Annotated in this window: 24 protein-coding genes; 11 read left to right on the top strand and 13 right to left on the bottom strand. The window is 55.1% G+C overall.

From position 1 onward, the window contains the following. Positions 1-66 precede the first annotated feature (66 nt). Positions 67-1,086 carry a flap endonuclease-1 gene (gene fen / locus ACZ5ER_RS09100; RefSeq protein WP_464934263.1) on the top strand — a complete coding sequence of 340 codons (1,020 nt, stop codon included), beginning with the start codon at positions 67-69 and terminating at the stop codon, positions 1,084-1,086. On the opposite strand, the gene ACZ5ER_RS09095 is transcribed toward fen, so the two are convergent. From ACZ5ER_RS09095 to ACZ5ER_RS09075, 5 genes are all read right to left on the bottom strand, one after another. Continuing rightward, positions 1,083-1,982, bottom strand: a complete 900-nt coding sequence (locus tag ACZ5ER_RS09095; protein WP_050003621.1) for a transcription initiation factor IIB — start codon at positions 1,980-1,982, stop codon at positions 1,083-1,085. The genes fen and ACZ5ER_RS09095 overlap by 4 nt on opposite strands. A gap of 22 nt (positions 1,983-2,004) precedes the next feature. Further along, positions 2,005-2,298: a hypothetical protein gene (locus ACZ5ER_RS09090; protein ID WP_464934262.1), complete on the bottom strand. Its 294-nt coding sequence runs from the start codon at positions 2,296-2,298 to the stop codon at positions 2,005-2,007. A gap of 14 nt (positions 2,299-2,312) precedes the next feature. Then, positions 2,313-2,651 carry a DNA-binding protein gene (locus ACZ5ER_RS09085; protein ID WP_050003619.1) on the bottom strand — a complete coding sequence of 113 codons (339 nt, stop codon included), beginning with the start codon at positions 2,649-2,651 and terminating at the stop codon, positions 2,313-2,315. A gap of 75 nt (positions 2,652-2,726) precedes the next feature. Further along, complete coding sequence (locus tag ACZ5ER_RS09080; protein ID WP_050003618.1) at positions 2,727-3,179, bottom strand: 30S ribosomal protein S19e; 453 nt, start codon at positions 3,177-3,179, stop codon at positions 2,727-2,729. Positions 3,180-3,182: 3 nt separating this feature from the next. Continuing rightward, the gene (locus tag ACZ5ER_RS09075) at positions 3,183-3,593 is read right to left on the bottom strand and encodes a YhbY family RNA-binding protein (protein WP_050003617.1); all 411 of its coding nucleotides are present in this window, start codon (positions 3,591-3,593) and stop codon (positions 3,183-3,185) included. Between the two features lie 111 nt (positions 3,594-3,704). Here ACZ5ER_RS09075 and ACZ5ER_RS09070 point away from each other — a divergent pair, with 111 nt between their 5' ends. Next, on the top strand, positions 3,705-4,319 hold the full coding sequence (locus tag ACZ5ER_RS09070; RefSeq protein ID WP_050003616.1) for a DUF7411 family protein: 615 nt from the start codon (positions 3,705-3,707) through the stop codon (positions 4,317-4,319). Here the strand turns inward: ACZ5ER_RS09070 and rpl18a are convergent. The 7 genes from rpl18a to ACZ5ER_RS09035 all read right to left on the bottom strand — a co-directional run bounded on the left by rpl18a (position 4,303) and on the right by ACZ5ER_RS09035 (position 9,424). Then, positions 4,303-4,536 (bottom strand): 50S ribosomal protein L18Ae, encoded by a 234-nt coding sequence (gene rpl18a, locus ACZ5ER_RS09065; protein WP_062370322.1) that lies wholly within the window; start codon positions 4,534-4,536, stop codon positions 4,303-4,305. The genes ACZ5ER_RS09070 and rpl18a overlap by 17 nt on opposite strands. A 45-nt stretch (positions 4,537-4,581) precedes the next feature. After that, on the bottom strand, positions 4,582-5,268 hold the full coding sequence (locus tag ACZ5ER_RS09060) for a translation initiation factor IF-6 (RefSeq protein ID WP_050003614.1): 687 nt from the start codon (positions 5,266-5,268) through the stop codon (positions 4,582-4,584). A 27-nt stretch (positions 5,269-5,295) separates the two neighbouring features. Then, positions 5,296-5,565, bottom strand: a complete 270-nt coding sequence (locus ACZ5ER_RS09055) for a 50S ribosomal protein L31e (RefSeq protein WP_050003613.1) — start codon at positions 5,563-5,565, stop codon at positions 5,296-5,298. Positions 5,566-5,575: 10 nt separating this feature from the next. Then, positions 5,576-5,731, bottom strand: a complete 156-nt coding sequence (locus tag ACZ5ER_RS09050) for a 50S ribosomal protein L39e (protein ID WP_042690350.1) — start codon at positions 5,729-5,731, stop codon at positions 5,576-5,578. 90 nt (positions 5,732-5,821) lie between these two features. After that, positions 5,822-7,225: a CGP-CTERM sorting domain-containing protein gene (locus tag ACZ5ER_RS09045; protein ID WP_050003612.1), complete on the bottom strand. Its 1,404-nt coding sequence runs from the start codon at positions 7,223-7,225 to the stop codon at positions 5,822-5,824. An 86-nt stretch (positions 7,226-7,311) separates the two neighbouring features. After that, entirely contained in the window at positions 7,312-8,604 is a 1,293-nt protein-coding gene (locus ACZ5ER_RS09040; RefSeq protein ID WP_464934261.1) for a dicarboxylate/amino acid:cation symporter, read from the bottom strand. Positions 8,605-8,704: 100 nt separating this feature from the next. Further along, entirely contained in the window at positions 8,705-9,424 is a 720-nt protein-coding gene (locus tag ACZ5ER_RS09035) for a biotin--[acetyl-CoA-carboxylase] ligase (RefSeq protein ID WP_464934260.1), read from the bottom strand. Between the two features lie 95 nt (positions 9,425-9,519). Between ACZ5ER_RS09035 and fba the strand changes: the two genes are divergently transcribed. From fba to ACZ5ER_RS08990, 9 genes are all read left to right on the top strand, one after another. Continuing rightward, complete coding sequence (gene fba, locus ACZ5ER_RS09030) at positions 9,520-10,365, top strand: class I fructose-bisphosphate aldolase (protein ID WP_050003610.1); 846 nt, start codon at positions 9,520-9,522, stop codon at positions 10,363-10,365. A 134-nt stretch (positions 10,366-10,499) separates the two neighbouring features. Continuing rightward, positions 10,500-12,299 carry a sodium-extruding oxaloacetate decarboxylase subunit alpha gene (gene oadA / locus ACZ5ER_RS09025; protein WP_464934259.1) on the top strand — a complete coding sequence of 600 codons (1,800 nt, stop codon included), beginning with the start codon at positions 10,500-10,502 and terminating at the stop codon, positions 12,297-12,299. A 149-nt stretch (positions 12,300-12,448) separates the two neighbouring features. Then, a complete protein-coding gene (locus ACZ5ER_RS09020) occupies positions 12,449-14,188 on the top strand; it encodes a carbon starvation CstA family protein (RefSeq protein WP_050003608.1) in 1,740 nt (579 codons plus the stop codon). A gap of 39 nt (positions 14,189-14,227) precedes the next feature. After that, positions 14,228-14,518: a DUF7990 family protein gene (locus ACZ5ER_RS09015; RefSeq protein ID WP_050003607.1), complete on the top strand. Its 291-nt coding sequence runs from the start codon at positions 14,228-14,230 to the stop codon at positions 14,516-14,518. A gap of 9 nt (positions 14,519-14,527) precedes the next feature. Next, positions 14,528-15,520, top strand: a complete 993-nt coding sequence (locus ACZ5ER_RS09010; RefSeq protein WP_464934258.1) for an ArsA family ATPase — start codon at positions 14,528-14,530, stop codon at positions 15,518-15,520. Then, the gene (locus tag ACZ5ER_RS09005; protein ID WP_050003605.1) at positions 15,510-15,800 is read left to right on the top strand and encodes an iron-sulfur cluster assembly protein; all 291 of its coding nucleotides are present in this window, start codon (positions 15,510-15,512) and stop codon (positions 15,798-15,800) included. The genes ACZ5ER_RS09010 and ACZ5ER_RS09005 overlap by 11 nt, the downstream gene beginning before the upstream one ends. Position 15,801: 1 nt before the next feature. Further along, the gene (locus ACZ5ER_RS09000; protein WP_050003604.1) at positions 15,802-16,455 is read left to right on the top strand and encodes a hypothetical protein; all 654 of its coding nucleotides are present in this window, start codon (positions 15,802-15,804) and stop codon (positions 16,453-16,455) included. 69 nt (positions 16,456-16,524) lie between these two features. Further along, positions 16,525-17,310 carry an alpha/beta hydrolase gene (locus ACZ5ER_RS08995; protein WP_464935176.1) on the top strand — a complete coding sequence of 262 codons (786 nt, stop codon included), beginning with the start codon at positions 16,525-16,527 and terminating at the stop codon, positions 17,308-17,310. Between the two features lie 85 nt (positions 17,311-17,395). After that, a complete protein-coding gene (locus ACZ5ER_RS08990) occupies positions 17,396-19,447 on the top strand; it encodes an ABC transporter permease/ATP-binding protein (protein ID WP_050003602.1) in 2,052 nt (683 codons plus the stop codon). Here the strand turns inward: ACZ5ER_RS08990 and ACZ5ER_RS08985 are convergent. Further along, positions 19,440-20,459 (bottom strand): adenylosuccinate synthetase, encoded by a 1,020-nt coding sequence (locus ACZ5ER_RS08985; RefSeq protein WP_050003601.1) that lies wholly within the window; start codon positions 20,457-20,459, stop codon positions 19,440-19,442. The genes ACZ5ER_RS08990 and ACZ5ER_RS08985 overlap by 8 nt on opposite strands. Positions 20,460-20,519 lie beyond the last annotated feature (60 nt).

Genomic DNA, 20,519 nt, shown 5'->3' with positions numbered 1-20,519 from the left:
GAGCAACCCGGTAGGCCGAGGCAAACCCTAAATACTTCCTTTCCCACTTTTCTTGGGTGAATCACAATGGGAGTCCAAATCGGCGAGCTGATTCCCAGGAAGGAGATTGAGCTCGAAAACCTCTATGGGAAGAAAGTTGCTATAGACGCGTTCAACGCAATGTACCAGTTCCTCTCAACAATAAGACAGCGCGACGGAACACCGCTCATGGACTCAAAGGGGAGGATTACCTCTCACCTCAGCGGGTTCTTTTATCGGACGATCAATCTGATGGAGGCAGGAATAAAGCCAGCCTACGTCTTTGACGGTGAGCCCCCCGCATTTAAGAAAAAAGAGCTTGAGAGGAGGCGCGAGGCTAGAGAAGAGGCCGAGGAAAAGTGGCACGAGGCCCTTGAGAGGGGCGACATAGAGGAGGCCAAGAAGTACGCGATGAGGGCGACGAAACTGAACGAGACCCTGATCGAAGACGCCAAAAAGCTCCTCCAGCTTATGGGAATACCCGTCGTCCAGGCCCCAAGCGAGGGTGAGGCCCAGGCCGCTTACATGGCACAGGAGGGCAAGGTATACGCCTCCGCGAGCCAGGACTACGACTCGCTCCTCTTCGGGGCGCCAAGGCTCGTGAGGAACCTCACGATAACGGGAAGGAGGAAGCTTCCCGGAAAGAACGTCTACGTTGAAGTGAAGCCAGAGCTCGTGGTTCTTGAAGAGGTACTCAAGGAGCTTGGAATTGACAGGGGAAAGCTCATTGAGCTGGCAATCCTCGTCGGCACGGACTACAACCCCGGCGGAATCAAGGGTATCGGGCCAAAGAAAGCCTTAACGATAGTGAAACGCTCAAAAGACCCGCTCAAGAAGTACCAGAAGGAGAGCGACGTTGATCTGTATGCGATAAAGGAGTTCTTCCTTGACCCGCCTGTTACTGATGATTACGAACTTAAGTGGCGCGAGCCGGACGAGGAGGGAATCCTGAAGTTCCTCTGCGACGAGCATGACTTCAGCGAGGAGCGCGTTAAAAACGGCCTTGAGAGGCTGAAGAAGGCAGTAAAAGCAGGAAAACAGAGGACGCTTGAGAGCTGGTTCCGCTAAAGCGGTATCTTGAGGTTCAGCTTGTCAACGAGCTCTTTATAGCGGTTCCTGACGGTGACCTCGGTGACGCGCGCGACCTCTGCGACTTCCCTCTGTGTCCTTTTCTCCCCTTCGAGGAGCCCTGCGATGTAGAGCGCCGCGGCGACGAGACCGGCTGGGCTCTTTCCGCTCGTGAGACCCCTTTCGTAGGCCTCTTCGAGTATCTGGATGGCCCTCCTCCTTACCTTCTCGCTCAGACCGAGCTCGTCGGCGAACTTGTTCACGTAGTCGGTGGGCTTGACGAAGAGCTTCTTTGGAGTGAGGTTGAGGTGCCTTGCTATGAAGCGGAAGCTCCTTCCGATTTCCTTTTTGTCGACGCGGGAGATGTCGGCTATTTCGTCGAGGGTTCTCGGAACTTTCAACAGCCTGCACGCGGCGTACACACAGGCCGCTATGACTGCCTCAATGGAACGGCCTCTAATCAGGCCCTTTCTGACGGCTTCCCTGTAGAGCCTCGCGGCCTCCTCCTCAACGTGCCTTGGAAGCTTGAGCTGGCTCGCTATCCTGTCAAGCTCGCTCAGTGCAAACGCGAGGTTACGCTCGGCGGCGTCACTGACCCTCAGGCGGCTCTGCCACTTCCTGAGGCGGTACATCTTCTCCCTCATCAACCCGGTGAGGGAGCGGTCCACACCTATGTCGGTGGAGAGACCCTTGTCGTGGAGGAGTATGCTTTCGGGAGCTCCAACACGCGCCCTCTTCTCTCTCTGGCTTGGGTCAAAGGCCCTCCACTCGGGCCCCTCATCTACCACGTTCTCTTCGATGACGTAACCGCAAACCTTACAGACTATTTCACCCCTGCTGGGGTCATAAATGAACTCGGTAGAACCACAGACGGGACAGACTCTTTTCCCGCTCACTTAAACACCCCCGGCCGGCCGGCTATTTGCCAAGCCCCTTATAAACCTTAACTTTCGGGAAGATGAACTTCAGCAGCCAGAGCAGGTCTTCTTTTTGGAATGTTATCCTCTCCAAAACCCTGACGTCCCAATCATCTTCCACTATGTTGGCGTATATCCACAGGAAGACCGGGTTCTCCTCGCTACCCACGTGGCGGTTTTTGTACAGGACGTCCGCCGTTCCGTCCTCGTTCACGCGGACGGACACAACCTTCCAGGTGTCGAGACTGACCTCCCCCTTTTCGTCCAGTATCTTCACTATCTCCCGCGCATCCATTGATGCACCGTCCGCTACCACTTAATCCTGAAGTCCCTTCTCGTCCTCGCGTCAATCTGGGCAAGGATTTTCTTAAGTTTGGCGTCATCAAGGGGCTCCGTTATCTGGCCTGCCTGATAGAGCTGGGCAAGTACGAGCTCCACCTGCCTCGCGAGTTCGGGCCTGACGAGCTTGACGCGCCCGAGCCTTTCCCTCGCCTCGGGGGTCAAGACTTTCCTCATTATTGCATCGAGCTGGGCCTCAAGCTCCATTTCCCTCTGGAGGGCTTCCTCCTGGGCCTTCTGCTGTTCAAGGTACTTCTTCTGGAGCTCCATGAGCTTACGCTTCCTAATCTCTTCTATGTCCTCCGCCATTCTCTCACCTCCGGTTGAGGCTCAGAAGTCGAAGTTAAAAATGTATTGGGTAGGGTGTGAGAAAAGGGACGGAGCTCAGTACTTCTTGAGCTCCGGAATCTGCTCCTCGAGCTCCTTCTTGAGCTCGGTGGCGATCTTGTCGAGGAAGCTCTGGCCCTTGGGGGTTATGACCCTCCCCTCGCCCGGAACCTTCTGGACGAAGCCAGCCGCCTCAAGCTGCTGGAGGGCCTTCCTTATGATGCTTCCGCCGGCCTTGTAGAAGTGCTCCGGGGCGTGGCCGCGGTTCTTTCTGCCGCCGTACCAGGTCCTGAGCCTCTCAATTCCGACGGGCCCGTCAATGTAGACCTTCCTGAGTATGCTGGCAACCCTGTAGTACCACCAGTCGTCCTGCTCCGGGAGCCTCTCCTTGTGCCTGCCGGTCTTGACGAACGGGGCCCACTCCGGGGGCTTTATCTCCTCTATCTCCTTCAGCGCCTGAGCGACCCTCTCAACGAGCAGGTCACCGGGAACGTCATAGACAGTCGCCATTTTTCAATCCCTCCCCTTTCTAAACTTCTTCCTGAAGTTAGCGATGTCGAGCCTGACTTTACGGGCGGGTTCCTCCCGCCTCTCAGCCGACGCCTTTCTTTCAAGGCGCCTTAAATACCTTTCCCAGCCTTCCCTCGGTTTGAACAATATAAACCTTTTGCCCCTGACGTCTATCAGCTCGCTGTCCGTCAGCTCCGCGACTTTCTCTGCTAGGGTTTTCCTGTCCAGTCCAGTCGAGATGAGCGCGCCCTTCCTTATCTCAACCTTCAGCACGCCGTCCTTCTCAAGCTGGGTGTTTATTTCCTCGATTACACTCTCAGCCAGGCCCTTCTTCCCAATCCACGCTCGCGGCTCGATATCGTAGTATCTCGCACGCAGAGCCCTTCTCACCTTGCCGGGTAAGCGTTTCTCCATCTCTCTCACCTCTCTTAACATCTCGCCCGAAAGGGCCTTAAAAAGGTTGGCCTTTTAAAGATATTTCCCCAGCAGGATAAAGAGCTTAACTGACGAAAGCTGGTGATGGCTATGAGGGTGCACCACCTGTACTCAGGAGGAAAGGACTCCAGCCTGGCCGCTTGGATACTAAGCCAGATGGGCTACGAAGTCGAGCTGGTGACCGTTACCTTTGGCCTGCTCGACAACTGGAAGTACGCGCAGGAGACCGCCGAGAGGCTCGGTTTTAGGCACAGGGTTCTCAGTCTCCCGTTAGAAGTCCTTGAGAAAGCTGCCGAGATGGCGGTAAACGACGGCCACCCCAACAACGCGATACAGTTCATCCACGAGAGGGCCCTCGAAGCCCTAGCTTCCCTCCCGGAAGTGGAGAGAGTGAGCGACGGGACGCGGAGGGACGACAGGGTTCCGCTCCTCGACCTCCCGAAGGCCCGCTCGCTGGAGGACAGGTTCAATGTAGCTTACATCAGGCCTCTGCTCGGCCTTGGTTACAAGACGATACGCGAGCTTACCGAAAGGCTTTTCGTTGTGGATATCCGAGAGAGCGAGGAGCTGCAAAAAGCGGACTACGAGGTGGAACTGAGGCACCTGCTCCGCGAGAAGGGGATTGACCCGCTGGAGATATTCCCAAAGAGACACTACCAGTCAAGGGTTTTGGGATGGAAAAGAGAAATCAGAGCTCAAGGCTGAGCCTTCTGACGACAGGGTCTTCGGCCTCTTCGGGCTTTATCTCCTCGATGCTCTCAATCCATATCTTGCTCCTCGGGACGCGGTGCTTGCTGCCTATGTCGGAGTAAACGAGCTCTTCGACGTGCTCGGGCTTGAGAGCGCGGTACTCCTTGGTGAACGGCTGTTTGAGCTTACCCCTCTCAAAGACTCCCTTAACGCGGTAGACCTTGACCTCCATTTTCATCCCTCCTTCAGCGGGCCTTTGAAGGTGAACTTTTAAGCTTTATCCGAGGAAGCCGAGCGCCTCCTCAATCTTCACAATCTCAGGACCGGTCGTGAGGTGTCCGACGACGACGCCGTGCGAGTTGGCTATCATACACGAGCCGACGAAGGGGACGCCCATGTTGGCGGTTCCGACGTAGACGTCAACCTTGAAGAGGTCGCTCAGCCACTCAAGCTCCTCGTCGGTCGCCTCGGGATGCACGAGACCACCTTTGTTCGTGACAACGCCGACGCTTCCAACGGATATGTAGTCGGCTATAACTCCCCTCTCGACTGGAACGCCGAGTATGTCCTCGATTTTCTTGGCTTCTTCCCTCGTGAACTCCTTGCTGACGAGGGCGCCCCTGTCGTTTGCCAGGATCAGGTTCCCAAGGGCGGTAAGCCTGCTCTGGAAGGGGACGACCTCCATGTCAATCCCGTATTCTCTGAGCTGGGCGTTCATGAAGTCGAGCTCGGCGTCCCAGATGTACCACGGGACTATGAGAGCGTTTGAGTTCCCTGCAACAAACACACCGACTATGCGGGACTTCATTATGCTCGTCTCGATGAGCGGAACCTTCAAAACCTCTCTGAGGACTTCAAGCTTCTTCTCGCCAAGGCCCTCCCTGATGACGGCTACCCTGTCGGTAGCGAAGCCGTAAACACCAAGATACGGGGAGTTCTCAAAATCGAGCCTCTCGATGTGCATCTCGTCACCTCTAAAAAGTGGTTAAAATCAGGCGAGGGAGACCTTGGCAATCCTCTTGCCTTCTTCCTCTTCGACGACGACCTTGACGCGGAGCTTGCTGGGTGGCTTTTCTATTCCACGCTCCCAGAGCTTCTCGTTGACGTCGGTGCCGATGACTACCTCGTCGGCCTTGGCGTGCCTGGCTATCCACTCGCGGACGAACCTGGCGGCCCTCGGGGCCCTCTTCCAGCGCGGAACGCGCTTCTTTATCTTCTTGATCGGGACTACGAACACGACTTCCTCACCGGGCTTGATCATTTAGACCACCTCACTCCTTGAGCTTGGTTCTCCTCCAGTGCCTCCTCTTCGGGTGAGTGAGAACCTTCCTGTTCGTCTTGACGATAACCCAAACAGGAACGCGCCTGTTCTGCTTGTTAGCCTTTGCAAGCCTGAGCTTCTTGGCGAGTGGCTTGTTCCTTGACATGGTCACACCTCCCCTCGCAATGCCTGTTGATGCTTTGAGAATCCGTTTTTAAGCTTTTTCGTGAGGTTCGTAAGGGGAAAGAAAAGAGGGTCAGCGCCTCCGCCTCAGGAGAAGCGGGAGCACTGCAAGGCCCACCACGAAGGCGGGCCCGCAGACACCGCTGGCCTCTTCAGCCTTGACGACATAGCCAAACTCGACTTTTTCGGGAACCTGCGCCATGAGGGCCCGGTAGTCATCTGCCGGAACGCCGTAGCGGAGGTATACATTGCTCTCTATCAGGACTTCGTTCTCGCTGAGCTTGGTGACCTTCATTACAACGCTTCCTGCGTCCGTCTTGGCCTCTATGTTGCCTGGGAGCTTTGTGAACTCGTAGCCCTCAGGGAGCTTAATCCTTGTGACTTTGGTCTCGTTAAGGGCCGCGTTGAGCCTGTGAGAGAAGCTTATGTTCCCGAATTCGAGCCTCGGGTCGTACTCATAGATGTATGTGTCATTGACCTTGCTGACGAACCCCTGAAGGTTCCAGCGGTATCTCACGACGAGGGGACCGGTGGACTCGACGTTCTGTATCGAGACGTTGCCAGACAGGACGTTTACGCCCCTGCTCTGGAACGTCCGAGCGTAGCTCTGGTAGAGACTCTGCTCCGCCTGCTGGAGTCCGAGATACGCAAACTGGGCTTTAAGGTAGTTAACGTATGATTCGGGCTCGACGTACTCTTCAACGCTTTCGAGAATCGTTCTGTCCTCATCAACGGTTATGTTGTTGTATATCCGCATCACCCAGGTGGAGTATTCCTCAACTCCCGCCTTTCCACCGTATTTAATGGTAACCGGGCCGAGCTTTGAGTACAGCACGGTCAGGTCGTCCGTTGTAACACCGTCTTTGAAATATATGACCGAGTGCGCGGTGATTGTAGTCCCATCTACCTCAACATCAAGCTGTATGTAGCTTCCGCCGGACTCAACCTTGAAGCCCTTGGTGACGTTTTTGACCTCGGCCCCTTCTGGAAGGTGGACTGTAAAGTAGTTTTCAAGGTGCATTGAGCCGTTGATTGTAGTCGGGTCAAACTGTGAAAGGTCAAGCACGCGGAGAACGTCCAGAGAAACCTCCCAGGCGTCGTCGTAGGAGTAGTAGCGCGCGAGGCCGGGGATTACGCCGCTTATCGCGACCGTGATGGGGCCGGTTGTATCGTGTCCCGAAATTTCCACTGTAGCGTTTTCAAGGGTAAGCCCAAGCCGTGAAAGGGCCTGCTGTTTCTGGGAGAGGAACATTCTCGTCGCGTTTTCAACTCCCACCTCAAGTATGCTCTCCTTAGTTCCGTTCAGTGCTTCTTCGGGGCCGTACAATGTGGTCTTCAGCGACACGTTGGCGCTTCCGTCCCAAGAGACCCAGTACTCATTTTCCTGCACCTCTTTGTATTCGCTGGACGCCGAAACTCCTCCGGCAACAATTCCAGCGAGGAGAATAGCAACAACCAAAAATCCAAACTTCCTCATGTATCTTTACCTCCAGCTGTCCTGCCTCATAGAAACGGGAGAGGGTATATTAAGTTTGCCCAAGAAAAGCGGAGAAAAGAAAGCGGTCAGTCACGCCACTTGCTCTCGTCGAGCTCTCCCTCGGTCTTAGCCACGATCGTCGTCCCGGCCAGGTCTCCGGTGACGTTGACCATCGTCCTGCCCATGTCAAGGAGGGCGTCAATTCCGAGTATCATGGCGTATGCAAGGGCCACTGGACTGCCCGCGCTGAGGTCGAGGCCGACGCTCTGGAGAACCATCGCAAGCATTATCGCTCCAGCTCCCGGGACGCCGGCGGTCCCAATCGAAGCGAGGACTGCAGTAAGGACGACTATCAGTTGCTGGCTAAGTGTGAGGGGCTGGCCGATGGCATTGGCGACGAAGAGCACTGTTACACCCTGGTAGAGCGCCGTTCCGTCCATGTTTATCGTCGCGCCGAGCGGAAGGGTGAAGGAATAGATACCTTTGTCAATGCCCATCTCTTCATCTGCCACGCGCATCGTGACTGGAAGTGTGCCGCTTGAGCTCCTCGTGACGAAGGCAGTCAGCATGGCGTCTTTGGCTTTCCTAAGGAACCTGACCGGGTCAATTCCAAAGACCTTGAGCAGGATAAAGTAGGTTATGCCTATCTGAAGGATTAAGCCAAGGTAAACTGCCGCGACGACCTTGACGAGCGGGCCAACGACTTTGACTCCCTGAGAGGCCATAACGTAGGCTATGAGGGCAAAGACACCTATCGGGGCGTACTGCATGACACCACCAACTATGAGGTACATTGCCTCGGCCAGACCGTCAAAGGCTCTCAGGAGGGTCTCCGCTGACCTCTTAACGCGCTCCTCCTCCCTGTTCATGAGGTAGGTTATCGCTATTCCAAGGACTATGGCGAAGAATATCACCTGGAGCACTGCCCCGTTGGTCAGCGACGCGAAGGGGTTTGTCGGCACTATATTGAGGAGCGTGTCCACCAGGGAAGGCGGCTGGGCCTCAATTGCCTTGCCGGTGCCTGAGCCGAGGTCAATGTTCGCGCCGACGTTGAAGATTCTGCCAACGATGAGACCAAAGAAAACCGCCATCGCAGAGGTGACAAGATAATAGACGACTATCTTGAGGCCAACGCGGCCGAGACGGGCGGGGCTTATGCTGGCCGCACCGACGACAAGAGATGCCAGGATAATCGGCATGACAAGCATCTTCAACAGGCGCACAAAGAGGTCACCGAAGGGCTTTATATACGTCTTCACTGCCTCTGCATAGCCGTAGTGCCCCGCTATAAGTCCAAAGACGGCACCCAAAATCAAACCATAGAGTATTTTCCACAGTATTGGATACTCTAAATACCTTTTCAGCAGTCCCTTCCCCACTGTCTCACCCCCATTTAGCTGACTAATTGCCAGCAAGATTATTTACTCGATGGGTGGCATATTAATCTTATCCCAAGAAGCTTGACAAAATGACAAAAACTTAGAAAAGCCTTAACGAGACATCTCCATACGTGATTCTCCTTAACTGCCCACCAATGTCCATAAGCAACGAGCCGTCGTCCAGCACGTCCAGTGCTATACCTGAGATTCTTTCCTCCCCTTCTATCACTGTAACGGGCTTCCCCAGTATGAACGTCCTCTCGCGGACTTTTGCCATCAGCAGGTCGGGCCTCTCAAGGAAGACCCGGTACCAGCCGTCCAGGTGCAGGAGAAGCCTCTTCAGGACTTTTTCAAGGGGAAGCTTCGAGCCTATGAGCTCCATCATCGAAGTTGCATTGTCCTTCAGCTCCTCCGGAATGGGGTTGTTCACGTTGAGGCCTATCCCCAGTATGCTGTATTCTCCAGCTTTTCCCTCTGCCAGTATGCCGGATACCTTCCTTCCGCCGACCCACACGTCGTTGGGCCACTTTATTCCCGCAGAAATCCCGAAGTCCGCGAGCGTGTCCACCACCGCCAGCGCCCCGACGAAGGCCAGCCTCGGGTCAACCCGCGGGGGCTTTAAAATCACGCTCATCCAGATGCCTCCCTCGGGAGAAGCCCACGAACGCCCCTTCCTGCCCCTTCCGGCAGTCTGCCGCTTGGCAATGACCACAGTTCCCTCTGGAACCTCATGGGCAATAGTCTTGGCGTATTCGTTTGTTGAACCTACCTCGTCGAGCTGGATAACCTTGACCCCGATAATCCGCCTCATTTTCTCCATCTCACCACCGTTCACAGCTCGACCTCGGGCTTAAACACCTTTCCGTCAAGGAAAACCTTAAATTCTCAAAAGATATATCACTCCCGGTGATTAGTATGGATGCGTACCAGAACGTGGGCATAAAGAGGAGGATGAGGCGCTTCTTCAGGAGGGACGGAAGGGCCCTCATATTCGCGATGGACCACGGCTTCGAGCACGGGCCTACCGACTTCGAGGAGCACTGGGAGCATGTTAACCCGAAGGTCATCATAAGGAAGGTCGTTAGGGCCGGAATCGACGGCGTTATGATGCTCCCGGGCCTCGCTAGGATAGCCGGTGACGAAGTAAAGCCCAACGTCGGCCTCATGGTAAAGCTTACCAGCAAGACCAACCTCCGCCCGAAGGGAGACCAGCTCCTCCAGAGCCAGCTGGGCTTCGTTGAAGATGCAGTGAAGCTCGGCGCCGATGCAATAGCTGCAACCGTCTACTGGGGCAGCCCGGCTGAGGACGTTATGATGCGCCAGTTCGCCGAGATAGCGAGCTACGCCCACGACCTCGGCTTCCCGGTCGTTCAGTTCGCCTACCCGCGCGGGCCGTACATCAACGAGCGCTATGGTAAAAAGGAGGACTACCGCGTCGTCATGTATGGGGCGAGGGCCGCGGCCGAGAGCGGCGCCGACATGATAAAGACCTACTGGACGGGCTCAAGGGAGACCTTTGCTAAGGTGGTCGATGCCGCCGCAGGAGTCCCAGTCCTGCTCAGCGGCGGTGCTAAGACCGACAACCCCGTTGACTTCCTCAAGCTCGTCTGGGAGGTCATAGAGGCCGGTGGTGCCGGGGCAGTCGTTGGGAGGAACATCTTCCAGCGTGAGAACCCCGAGCCGTTCATTAAGGCCCTTATCAGGGTTGTCCACCGCAACGAGGACCCGGAGGAGGCCGCCAAGGCCGAGGGGCTCATCTGAGCCCGTTTTGTCCGTTTTTACTACTTCCCTTCTTTCGACACTTGCCGTAACATGTCTCACCCCATGTCGGAACATTTTTAAAGTGGTTCTCTGGTTAGGTGGCATATACGGAGTGACTGGCAGAAATGCGGGTGATGGCAATGGTGGAGATAATAGACACCACGTTTAGGGATGCCCACCAGTCCCTCATAGCGACGCGCCTCAGGACGGAGGACATGCTTCCCATAGCCGAGAAGATGGATAAGATAGGATTTTACTCGATGGAGGTCTGGGGAGGGGCAACTTTCGATGTCTGCATCCGCTATCTGAAAGAAGACCCCTGGGAGAGGCTCAGACTCCTCAGAGAGCATATAAGGAAGACCAAGCTCCAGATGCTCCTCAGGGGGCAGAACGTCGTCGGCTACCGCCATTATCCTGACGATGTCGTCGAGAAGTTCGTCGAGCTGGCGCACAAGAACGGAATTGACATCTTCCGCATCTTCGATGCGCTCAACGACGTCAGGAACATGGAGGTGGCGATAAGGAAGGCCAAGGACGTCGGCGCAGAGGTGCAGGGAGTTATAGCTTACACCACCGGCAAAATCTTTACACTGGAGTACTATATGAAGAAGGTCGAAGAGCTCCTCCAGCTCGACGTTGACGTCATAACCATCAAGGACATGGCCGGCCTGCTGACGCCTAAAAAGGCCTACGAGCTGGTCAGGGAGATAAAAGAAACATACGGAGTGCCCGTGAACGTTCACACCCACTCAACCACGGGAATGGCTGTGGCAACCTATCTCAAGGCCGTTGAGGCTGGTGCAGACTACATAGATACAGCAATAAGCCCCCTCGCCTTTGGAACGGCCCAGCCGGGAATACAGACGATATGGCACGCCCTTCCGAAGGCCGTCGGGAGCCACCTCGACAGGGAGCTAATCCACGAGGTCTCCCGCTACCTGAAGAAACTGCTTGAGGAGAAGTACTGGGGTCTGCTCCACAAGGAGGCACTCATGGTCAACCCCTACGTCCTGAAGTACCAGGTTCCCGGCGGGATGTACTCCAACCTCATAGCCCAGCTCAAGGAGATGAACGCTCTCGACAAGCTCGATGAAGTGCTGAACGAAATTCCGCGCGTCAGAGAAGACCTCGGCTGGCCCCCTCTGGTGACGCCTACGAGCCAGATAGTAGGGACGCAGGCCGTCCTCAACGTCCTCTTCGGGAGGTACGAGAGGATAACCAACGAGGTCAAGAACTACATCAAGGGCTTCTACGGCAGGCCGCCGGCGGAGATAAACCCGGAGCTCAAGAAGCTCGTCCTCGGTGACGAGGAGCCGATAACGGTAAGGCCTGGAGAGCTGCTCGAACCCCAGCTGGAGAAGTGCAGGAAGGAGCTTGAGGAGCTCGGCTACCTCCAGAAGGAGGAGGACGTTCTCACCTACTGCCTCTTCCCGCAGGTTGCCCTTGAGTTCTTCAGGGTAAGGGCCGAGGGAATCAGAAAACCTGAAATCCCGAAGACCGCGCAGAAGTTCAGGGTGTACGTTGACGGCGTGGAGTTCGAGGTTGGGGTCGAGGGGGTTGACCTCAGCGCCCTCAGGTATCTGCCCCAGATAGCGGGCGCTGGGGCTACTGCTCCAGTTCCGTCCGCTCCAAGTGCTCCGGCTCCTGTTCCTGCGCCTGCTCCAGCGCCTGCCCCAACACCAGTTCCAAGCGCCCCTTCGCCGGCCCCTGCGCAGGCTTCGCCGAATACTGTTACGGCCCCGATGCCTGGCAAGGTTGTTAGGATACTCGTGAGTGAGGGGCAGGAAGTCAAGACCGGTCAGGGACTCCTCGTGCTCGAAGCCATGAAAATGGAGAACGAAATCCCAGCACCAAAAGACGGCGTCGTAAAGAAAATCTACGTAAAAGAAGGCGACGCCGTAAACACCGGCGACCCACTGATAGAACTGGGCTGACGAAGAACCGTGTTAACTTTTTATTTATCTAAAATCTCTTTTTCCTCTGTTTTTTAGTGAAAAGCCGAAGTATTCTCAGGTTTTTGCCGAAAGGCATTTAAGTACATAATTTGTACATCATAGTGCAAAACTTTGATGGAGGCGCAGAAATGAACTCCGCTGTTATAATCCTACTGGCTGCGGCCATATATCTGGCCATGTACTTTACCTACGGTAAGGCCCTCCAGAACAAAGTTGTTAAAGCCGACCCTAACAGGCCGACCCCCGCACACAGGCTCTACGATGGCGTTGACTACGTCCCAGCACACCCACTTGTTCTGTACGGACACCACTTCGCTTCGATAGCCGGTGCTGGGCCTATAGTTGGTCCAGCGGTGGCAATGGCATGGGGATGGCTTCCGGGACTCATCTGGGTCTGGTTCGGAAACGTCTTCATCGGTGCGGTTCACGACTACCTGGCATTGATGTCATCTGTCCGCTACGATGGTAAGTCAGTCCAGTGGATTGCAGGAAAGCTTATGAGCAGGAGAACTGGAATCGCCTTTGAGGTCTACATCTGGTTCACTCTGTTGCTCGTCGTTGCGGCGTTCGTTGCGGTGACGGCGAAGCTTCTCACTACGACCCCAGAAGCCGCCACCGCGACGCTCCTGTTCTTAGTGGTTGCAGTGCTCCTCGGCTGGCTGCTCTACAAGGTCAAGATTGACTTCAAGCTGGGAACAATAATAGGCATATTCCTCCTCGCCCTAGCGGTCTGGATTGGCCTCAACCACCCGTTGGTCTTCGTGGAGGGCCAGACCACGGTGGATACTGCCCCCTACAAAACTGCATACCACTACTGGAACATAATCCTGCTCGTGTACATCATTGTAGCAGCTTCCTTGCCAGTCTGGGTGCTCCTCCAGCCAAGGGACTACCTCAACGCGTACATACTCTGGTTCGGGCTCATCTTTGGAGGAATCGCCTTCGTGCTTCTCGCCAAGGACTTCACTGCCCCAGCGTTCACTTCCTGGAGCGCCTATGTGGTCAAGGGCACAGAAGCAGTTCCATCGCCGTTCTGGCCGACTGTGCCGCTGATAATAGCGTGTGGTGCCCTCAGCGGTTTCCACTCCCTTGTGGGTTCAGGAACGTCTTCAAAGCAGCTTGACAAGGAGATACACGGTCTACTCGTAGGATACGGCGGCATGTTCACAGAGGGCTTCCTTTCAACAATAGTCATAACCGCCATAGCCGTCTACGGTGTCCAGCTCACCGGTCTTGACCCCGGACAGTGGGCAACAGAGTACATCAACAAGGGCGGTCTCGGAACCTTCATCGGAGGCTACGCTAAGGGTGTCAGCGAGTTCTACGGCGTCAGCGAGACCTTCGGAAAGACCTTCGCTACACTGTGGGTCTCGGCCTTCACACTGACCTCGCTTGACACCGCCACCAGGCTTGGAAGGTTCGCCTGGCAGGAGCTCTTTGGAATGGTTGCAGACACCAGCCAGGGCATATGGAAGACCATAACCAACAAGTGGGTGGCGTCAATAATCATAGCCGTTCTCGGAACTTACCTTGCATGGGGTGCCGGTTACAAGGTCATCTGGCCAGCGTTCGCAGGAATGAACCAGCTCCTTGCGAGCATAGCAATGATGACCGCCGCACTCTGGGCCGCCAAAGTTCAGAAGGCCGGAAAGTGGAGCTGGGCCGTACTAATACCCGCGCTGTTCCTTTGGATAACAGTGACCGCGGCTCTTGTATGGTACATAGTCACCGTGCCGCTCAGCGGAAGCACCCTCATAGCAGTGAAGGGCTCGCTCCTCGTCGGCCTGATCCTGAACTTCCTGCTGGCGTGGGACTTCTACCTCGCCTGGAAGAAGCCAGAGGAAGAGTATGCTGCAGCTGCGGCCTGATTCCTTCTTTATTTCTCCCATTTTCATTAGGTGGTGAGAATGAAGGATAGAGAAAAAAGCCCGGTAGAAAACCTCAAAGCTTTTTTAAGGGGGTTTTTCGGCGCGTTTAAACACAGCTCAACCGAATATCTTGAGTTCGAGCTGAGAGAGCTTGAGAACGTCTTCGCGCTCATCCTTATGGGCGAGTTCGTGGGAATCCCCAGCCCACCCACTACCCTTGTGATACGGCTCCTTCCCCATATGACGCGTGAGCTTTACGTTATGCAGCGCAGGGTCGTTGATATGGACGACATCCTCGGCGAACTGGCCGGCATGTTTGAAATAACGTGAGGTGAGCACATGAGGGAGTTCTTCGTCCCCAAAAAAGGCTACCGCGTCGTCTTTTTCATAGGAAAAGGTGGAGTCGGCAAGACAACCAGCTCAGCGGCGGCGGCAATCGCCCTCGCTGAGGGGGGATACAAAACGCTGATAGTATCTCTTGACCCGGCGCACAACCTTGGGGACGTACTGATGGAGAAGCTCTCTGATAAACCGAAGAAGATAACCGAAAACCTCTACGCGGCAGAGCTCGACATGGAGAAACTGATAAAGGCCTATCTAAAGCACCTTGAGGAGAGCATGAAGCACACCTACCGCTACCTCACTGTCATAAACCTAGAGAAATACTTTGAGGTGCTGAGCTTCTCGCCCGGAATAGAGGAGTACGCCACTCTCGAAGCGATAAGGGAAATCCTGACCAGGGGCGACGAGTGGGACGTCATAGTCTTTGATACCCCACCCACGGGCCTGACACTCCGTGTCCTCGCCCTCCCCAAAATCTCCCTCATCTGGACGGACAAGCTCATTGAAATAAGGAGAGCCATTCTTGACAAGCGCGCTGCGATAGCCAACATCCACGGCGAGCAGGAGTTTGTTGTGGAGGGCAAGAAGTTCAAGCTCCCGACAAGGGAAGAAGAGGACGCGGTTATGAAGGAGCTAAAGACCTACAGAGAGGAAGTTGCATTCGTCGAGAGCGTGCTCACAGACCCAGAGAAAACGAGCGTCGTGGCGGTGATGAACCCGGAGATGCTACCTCTCTATGAGACCGAGAGGGCATACGAAAGCCTTAGGAAGTTCAAGATTCCCTTCAACATGATAGTTATGAACAAAGTCCTCGAACTGAGGAATGATGTTCCTGAATTGAAAGCAAGGCTTGAGGCCCAGCGGAAGGTGCTCATGGAAGTTGAGAGGCGGTTCAAAGGGCTGGAGATTGTGAAGATACCCGTCTTTCCGGAGGAACCAAGAGGGGTCGAGAGGCTTAAGGAGCTTGGGGGAATAATAGTTGGACGTTGAGAAGGAGGTATACCAGAGGCTTAGACAGGTTAAAGAACCGATAACGGAGATGGACATAGTAAGCCTTGGACTTGTTGAGAAAGTCATTGCTGACGAGGACGGTGTAAGGATTTACCTGCGCCTTTCAGAGGGGCTACGACACCCGTTCCAGAACGCCCTCAGCTGGCCTGTGAAGCGGAGAATCGTTAAGGACATCGTTGCTATCCTCGATGATATCGCCCGTCTTGAGATACTGGATTCAAGAACCCTTGAAAGGTATTACCCGCTGGAGGAGGATTAAGATGGACAACCAGGCGCTGTTTGCGGCAATATTTGTCTTAGCTGGAATCTCAGTTATCCAGTACTACCGCGGAAGGAAGCTCAACCTGCTTTTGATGGAGCACTACATAAGGGCGATAAAGGAGGTCGTAAAGCCCGAGAGCGAGGACTATACGTGGCTCGGCGGATACATCGGCTTCCGCGCTGAATACAAAGTCAACCGCAACAACACCAGGAAGTTCGAGTATACTTTAACACTCTTGCCGAGGCACAGCATCCTTTACTTCCCGATTTCCCTGCTAACCAGCAGACACGACAAGCTCTACATTGTGGTCAGGCCCTTTGCCCAGATAAAGCGCGAGGCGCACCTCATCCAGAAGGGCTACTACAGGCTGAAGCCGGACATCGAGAACGAAGACTTCCTCCAGAAGGAGACGATTGAGATTGCCGGGAAACAATACGAGGCCTTATACGAGAAAAAGCGGGACATCGAAAACCTTAAGGAGCTCGTTGAAAGCCTCTCCAACCCCCACAACGTCAAGCACGTTTCGCTCACGCCGAAGACCAACGTATTCTACGTCCTGATGAAGCCAGAGCCGGACACAATTGGTGAGGACGTCCAGAAAATCGTCCGCTTTGCCAACGAGAGGATAAAGGAGAACCGATTTTCATATTAATCCGCACTTCGGGGTTCGCACTGAAAACCTTAAATCTTCCTTTTCTAAATTTCCCGACTGGCGATGACTATGGCTGAAATATATAAAGCCAAGTTCGGAACCCCCGAGCGGGGCTGGGTGGTTCTTGTCCACGGCCTCGGAGAGCACAGCGGGAGGTATGGAAGGCTGATTAAAGAGCTCAACGATGCCGGCTTCGCTGTCTATGCCTTTGACTGGCCCGGCCACGGAAAGAGCCCCGGCAAGAGGGGACATACGAGCGTTGAAGAGGCCATGGAGATAATTGATTCTATAATTGCAGAAATAGGCGAGAAGCCCTTCCTCTTCGGGCACAGCCTCGGCGGCCTAACCGTAATACGCTACGCCGAGACGAGGCCCGACAAGATACGCGGCCTCGTGGCCTCCTCGCCCGCCCTCGCCAAGAGCCCGGAAACGTCTGGCTTCATGGTGGCCCTCGCAAAGTTCCTTGGAAAAATAGCCCCAGGAATAGTGCTCTCCAACGGCATTAATCCAAACCTGCTTTCCAGGAATCCCGAGGCGGTTAAACGTTACATTGAAGACCCCCTTGTCCACGACAGGATTTCGGCCAAGCTCGGAAGGAGCATCTTCGTGAACATGGAGCTGGCACACATGGAAGCAGATAGAATAAAAGCCCCTGTCCTGCTCCTCGTTGGCACTGGCGACGTCATAACGCCCCCGGAGGGGGCAAGAAAACTCTTTGAAGAGCTCAAAATAGAGGATAAGACGCTTAAAGAGTTTGAGGGGGCCTACCACGAGATATTCGAAGACCCAGAGTGGGCTGACGAGTTCCACAGGACGATAATCCAGTGGCTGGTTGAGGGGGCCTCCCGGAGCTAGTGGGTCGATTGTGATTAATTGTAAACGCCGAGAAACCCAAAAAATATTTATCCTTTTACCCCGTTTAATTATATGGGGATTTACTATGGCGTGGGAACCGTCTATGGTACTTCTGGCCCCCGAGGACCTCGTTGTGGAGGGACTTGCCGAGCTCATTGGGAGGGCAGGTTTCTCGGAGACAGGGAGGGAGTATAAAAAGAGGGGGAAGGCCAGGCTCGCCGTGGTGATAGGGGAGCGCAACGACCCGTTCTACGGGCGAGAGACCCTTGCGGTTGCCCTTTTAAGGGGAAAACCCAAAAAGGACTGGCTTGAAAGCGTGCTGTCGAAGTACGGCAGGGCAGTTCTCATAGCACTAGATGACCTTGACTACGAGCTTGAAGGGATTGCCGTTTTTGGCCCCGAGTGGCTCTCCGAGACCTTTAACCGCTACTCCATAGCACCTCCAAAGACGCTTCTTGAGAAGCTCCTTCCAGAGGGCGAGAAGCCGGAGGAGCTGAAAGAGTTCGTTCTTGATGGGCCGCTCCTTGAATCGGTATCGCCACAGAAGCTCATCGAGGAGGCAAAGAAGGTAGTCTCCTACCGGTTTGGTATCCGGCCCGAGGCTCTCAAACTTGAGGGCCTAACGCTGACGCTTAAACCCGTCTACGTCGTTCCCTGGGTGCGAGAAAACGGCAGTGGTAAGGCTTTCTACGATGGTGAGAACCTCGTTCTAAACGTTGAAGGAGAGCTGAAGGGCAAGGCAATGAAGGCCCTCCTGGAGGACGTTGCGACGGTTCTGGCAACTGAAATAGAAGTGGAGAACGACGTTGACCCCGTAAAACCCGTGGTTGAGGAGGCCGCGAGGCGTGGGTGGCTTGACCTGCGGGCCACCAGCCCAAGAAAAGCATACGTGCCCAAAAAAGCCCAGGTGACGTTCTCAGCAGGTTCAAAGCCCGTGGAAGTTCTCTTCGATTTTGCCATAGGCCGCGTGAGCGCCAAAGCCGAGCCCCTAAGCGGGGAGGAGCTCGTTGAACTGGCAAAGAACCATGTGAGGGCAGAACTTGGCGAAGAGCCGGTAACCGTTGAAATCGTCACCAAAAGGCGCTTCAGCCTGATAAGGGGCAGAACGAGCAGATACCTCTTTGAAATCGAGGTCAATTCCTACAGCGGGGACGTTAGGAGGTTCCAGTCGGCTCTGACCGAGGATGCCATACTGAACGCAGTCCTGTCCAGGTACGGCGACGGTCAGGTAATAGGAGTTGAGAGGCACTCCGGTGCGGTCGTTGTTGACATTTTGAGCGGTGGGAAGGTTCTTGCAGTCCACCTTGACCAGCGGACGGGGGAAATTATCAGCACCCGCGACCTCGGCTCCCCGAAGGAAGTCCTGAAGAGCATCGCGGGCTGGGCCCTTGAGGTCGTCAGGGACATTGAGCTGAAGTCGTGCAAGGTTGCCGGCCACGCCCTTGTCAGAGCTGAGTTCGAGGGGAGCGGCATCAGGGCCCGCCTTGAGTACGACGGCGAGACCGGAAAAGTCCTTGAGTCCTCGCTGGAGGTTGGAGCTAATCTGGCCGCCGAGCTTGCGGTCAGGAAGTATGGGGACTACAGGGCGATATTCACCGAAGAATCTGAAAACGGGTTTATAATAACCCTGGAGGGTGAGCGGGACATCGTTAAGGTCTTCGTATCCCTCTCGGGCGAGGTTAGAGAGACAGACAGGTTCCTCAAGAAGAAGCGCGTCGAGGAAATCGTGCTCGCAAAAATCCTGGAGGTCGAGCCGAACCCCTCCATTGAGTGCCTCAGACTTTCTGACCACTGGGAAGTCGAGTTTACGGGCTCAAAGGCCTTCGGAAGGCTCAAAGTCCACAGGACAACGGGTGAAATTCTCGAATTTGAGCACCAGTACATTGAGAGCGCCATCACCAAAGCGTTCACCCAGTTCGTGAGGGAAAAGTACGGGGACACCATAGAGGTTGAATGGATAGTCCACAACATCGAGGAGGGCTATGCAGGGGTAAAAGGTGTTGGAAAAAAGGGGATATACTTCGGAAAGTACAACACCCTCACAGGGGAGCTGGTGGACCACGACCTCGTCAGGGGAAGCGGCATCTCGTCCAAGTTCAGGCTGGCTCAGGTCGAGAGCAAGTACGCCGTCAAATGACGTCCCGCCTGTCAATGATGTGCTCCAGCTCGGGCCCGGTCTTTATCAGCCCGACCGGGACGCCGACCCTTTCTTCTATCTCCTCTATGAACTCCTTGGCCCTCTTCGGCAGTTTGTCGTAGTCGGTGACACCGAAGGCCTCTTTGTCGTATTTGTCGAGCATCGTCACGGCTAGCATCGTCGCGCCGTTTATCCTCGCCGAATAGCGCGCGAACTCGAAGTCGAACCAGCCGACCCTTCTCCTCCTGCCTGTAACTGTGCCGTACTCAACGAGACCCATTTTCTCAGCCTCTTTCTGACTCATCTCGGTCGGGAACGGCCCCTCTCCGACGCGCGTCGGGAAGCTCTTGAAGACGACTATGACGTCGTCAACCCTCGTAGGCCCTATTCCAACGTCGCTCGCAATGGCAGAAGCTGTTGTGTCCTTTGAGGTCACGTACGGGTAAGTCCCGTAGTAGAGGCTCAGTCCAAAGCCCTGGGTCCCCTCAACGAGGACGAGCTTCCCTTCGTCGAGGGCGTCGTTTACCTCCTGGGCGACGTCCGTCAGATAGGGCTCAAGCTCCTTGATGTCCCTCGCGAGCTTGGCCTTCCTCATGACCCTGTCTGCATTAGCGGGCCCGCAGCCGCTTCCAGTTGTCCCTATCTTTTCGTGCAGGTGGCTGTTGGAGCGGTCTAGCTGTTTGTGCTTCTCCTCAATTATAGCGCAGCGGTAGTCAATCCCGACCCTCTCTGCAACGTTGAAGTCCTTCAGGTGCTCAAGCTCGTGGAAAAAGACCTCCGGGTCAACGAGAACTCCCGCTCCGACGAGAAGCCTGGCCTTGGTCTGCATGAAGCCCGTCGGGAGCTGTCTGACGGCGTACTTCCTGCCGTTGATAAAGACGCTGTGACCAGCGTTCGTTCCCACTCCACCGCGCGCTATTACTTCAGGCTTATCCTTCAGGGCAAGGTACGCTATTATTGACCCCTTGCCCTCGTCTCCCCACTGACCGCCAACGACTATGTAGCTCGGCATGGCTCCTTACCCAGGTTTAAGTCAATAAGTGACTTATAATGGTTTCGGAATGGACAAAAA

Source organism: Thermococcus marinus (assembly GCF_055389025.1).
This window is presented reverse-complemented; position numbering and strand designations above follow the sequence as displayed.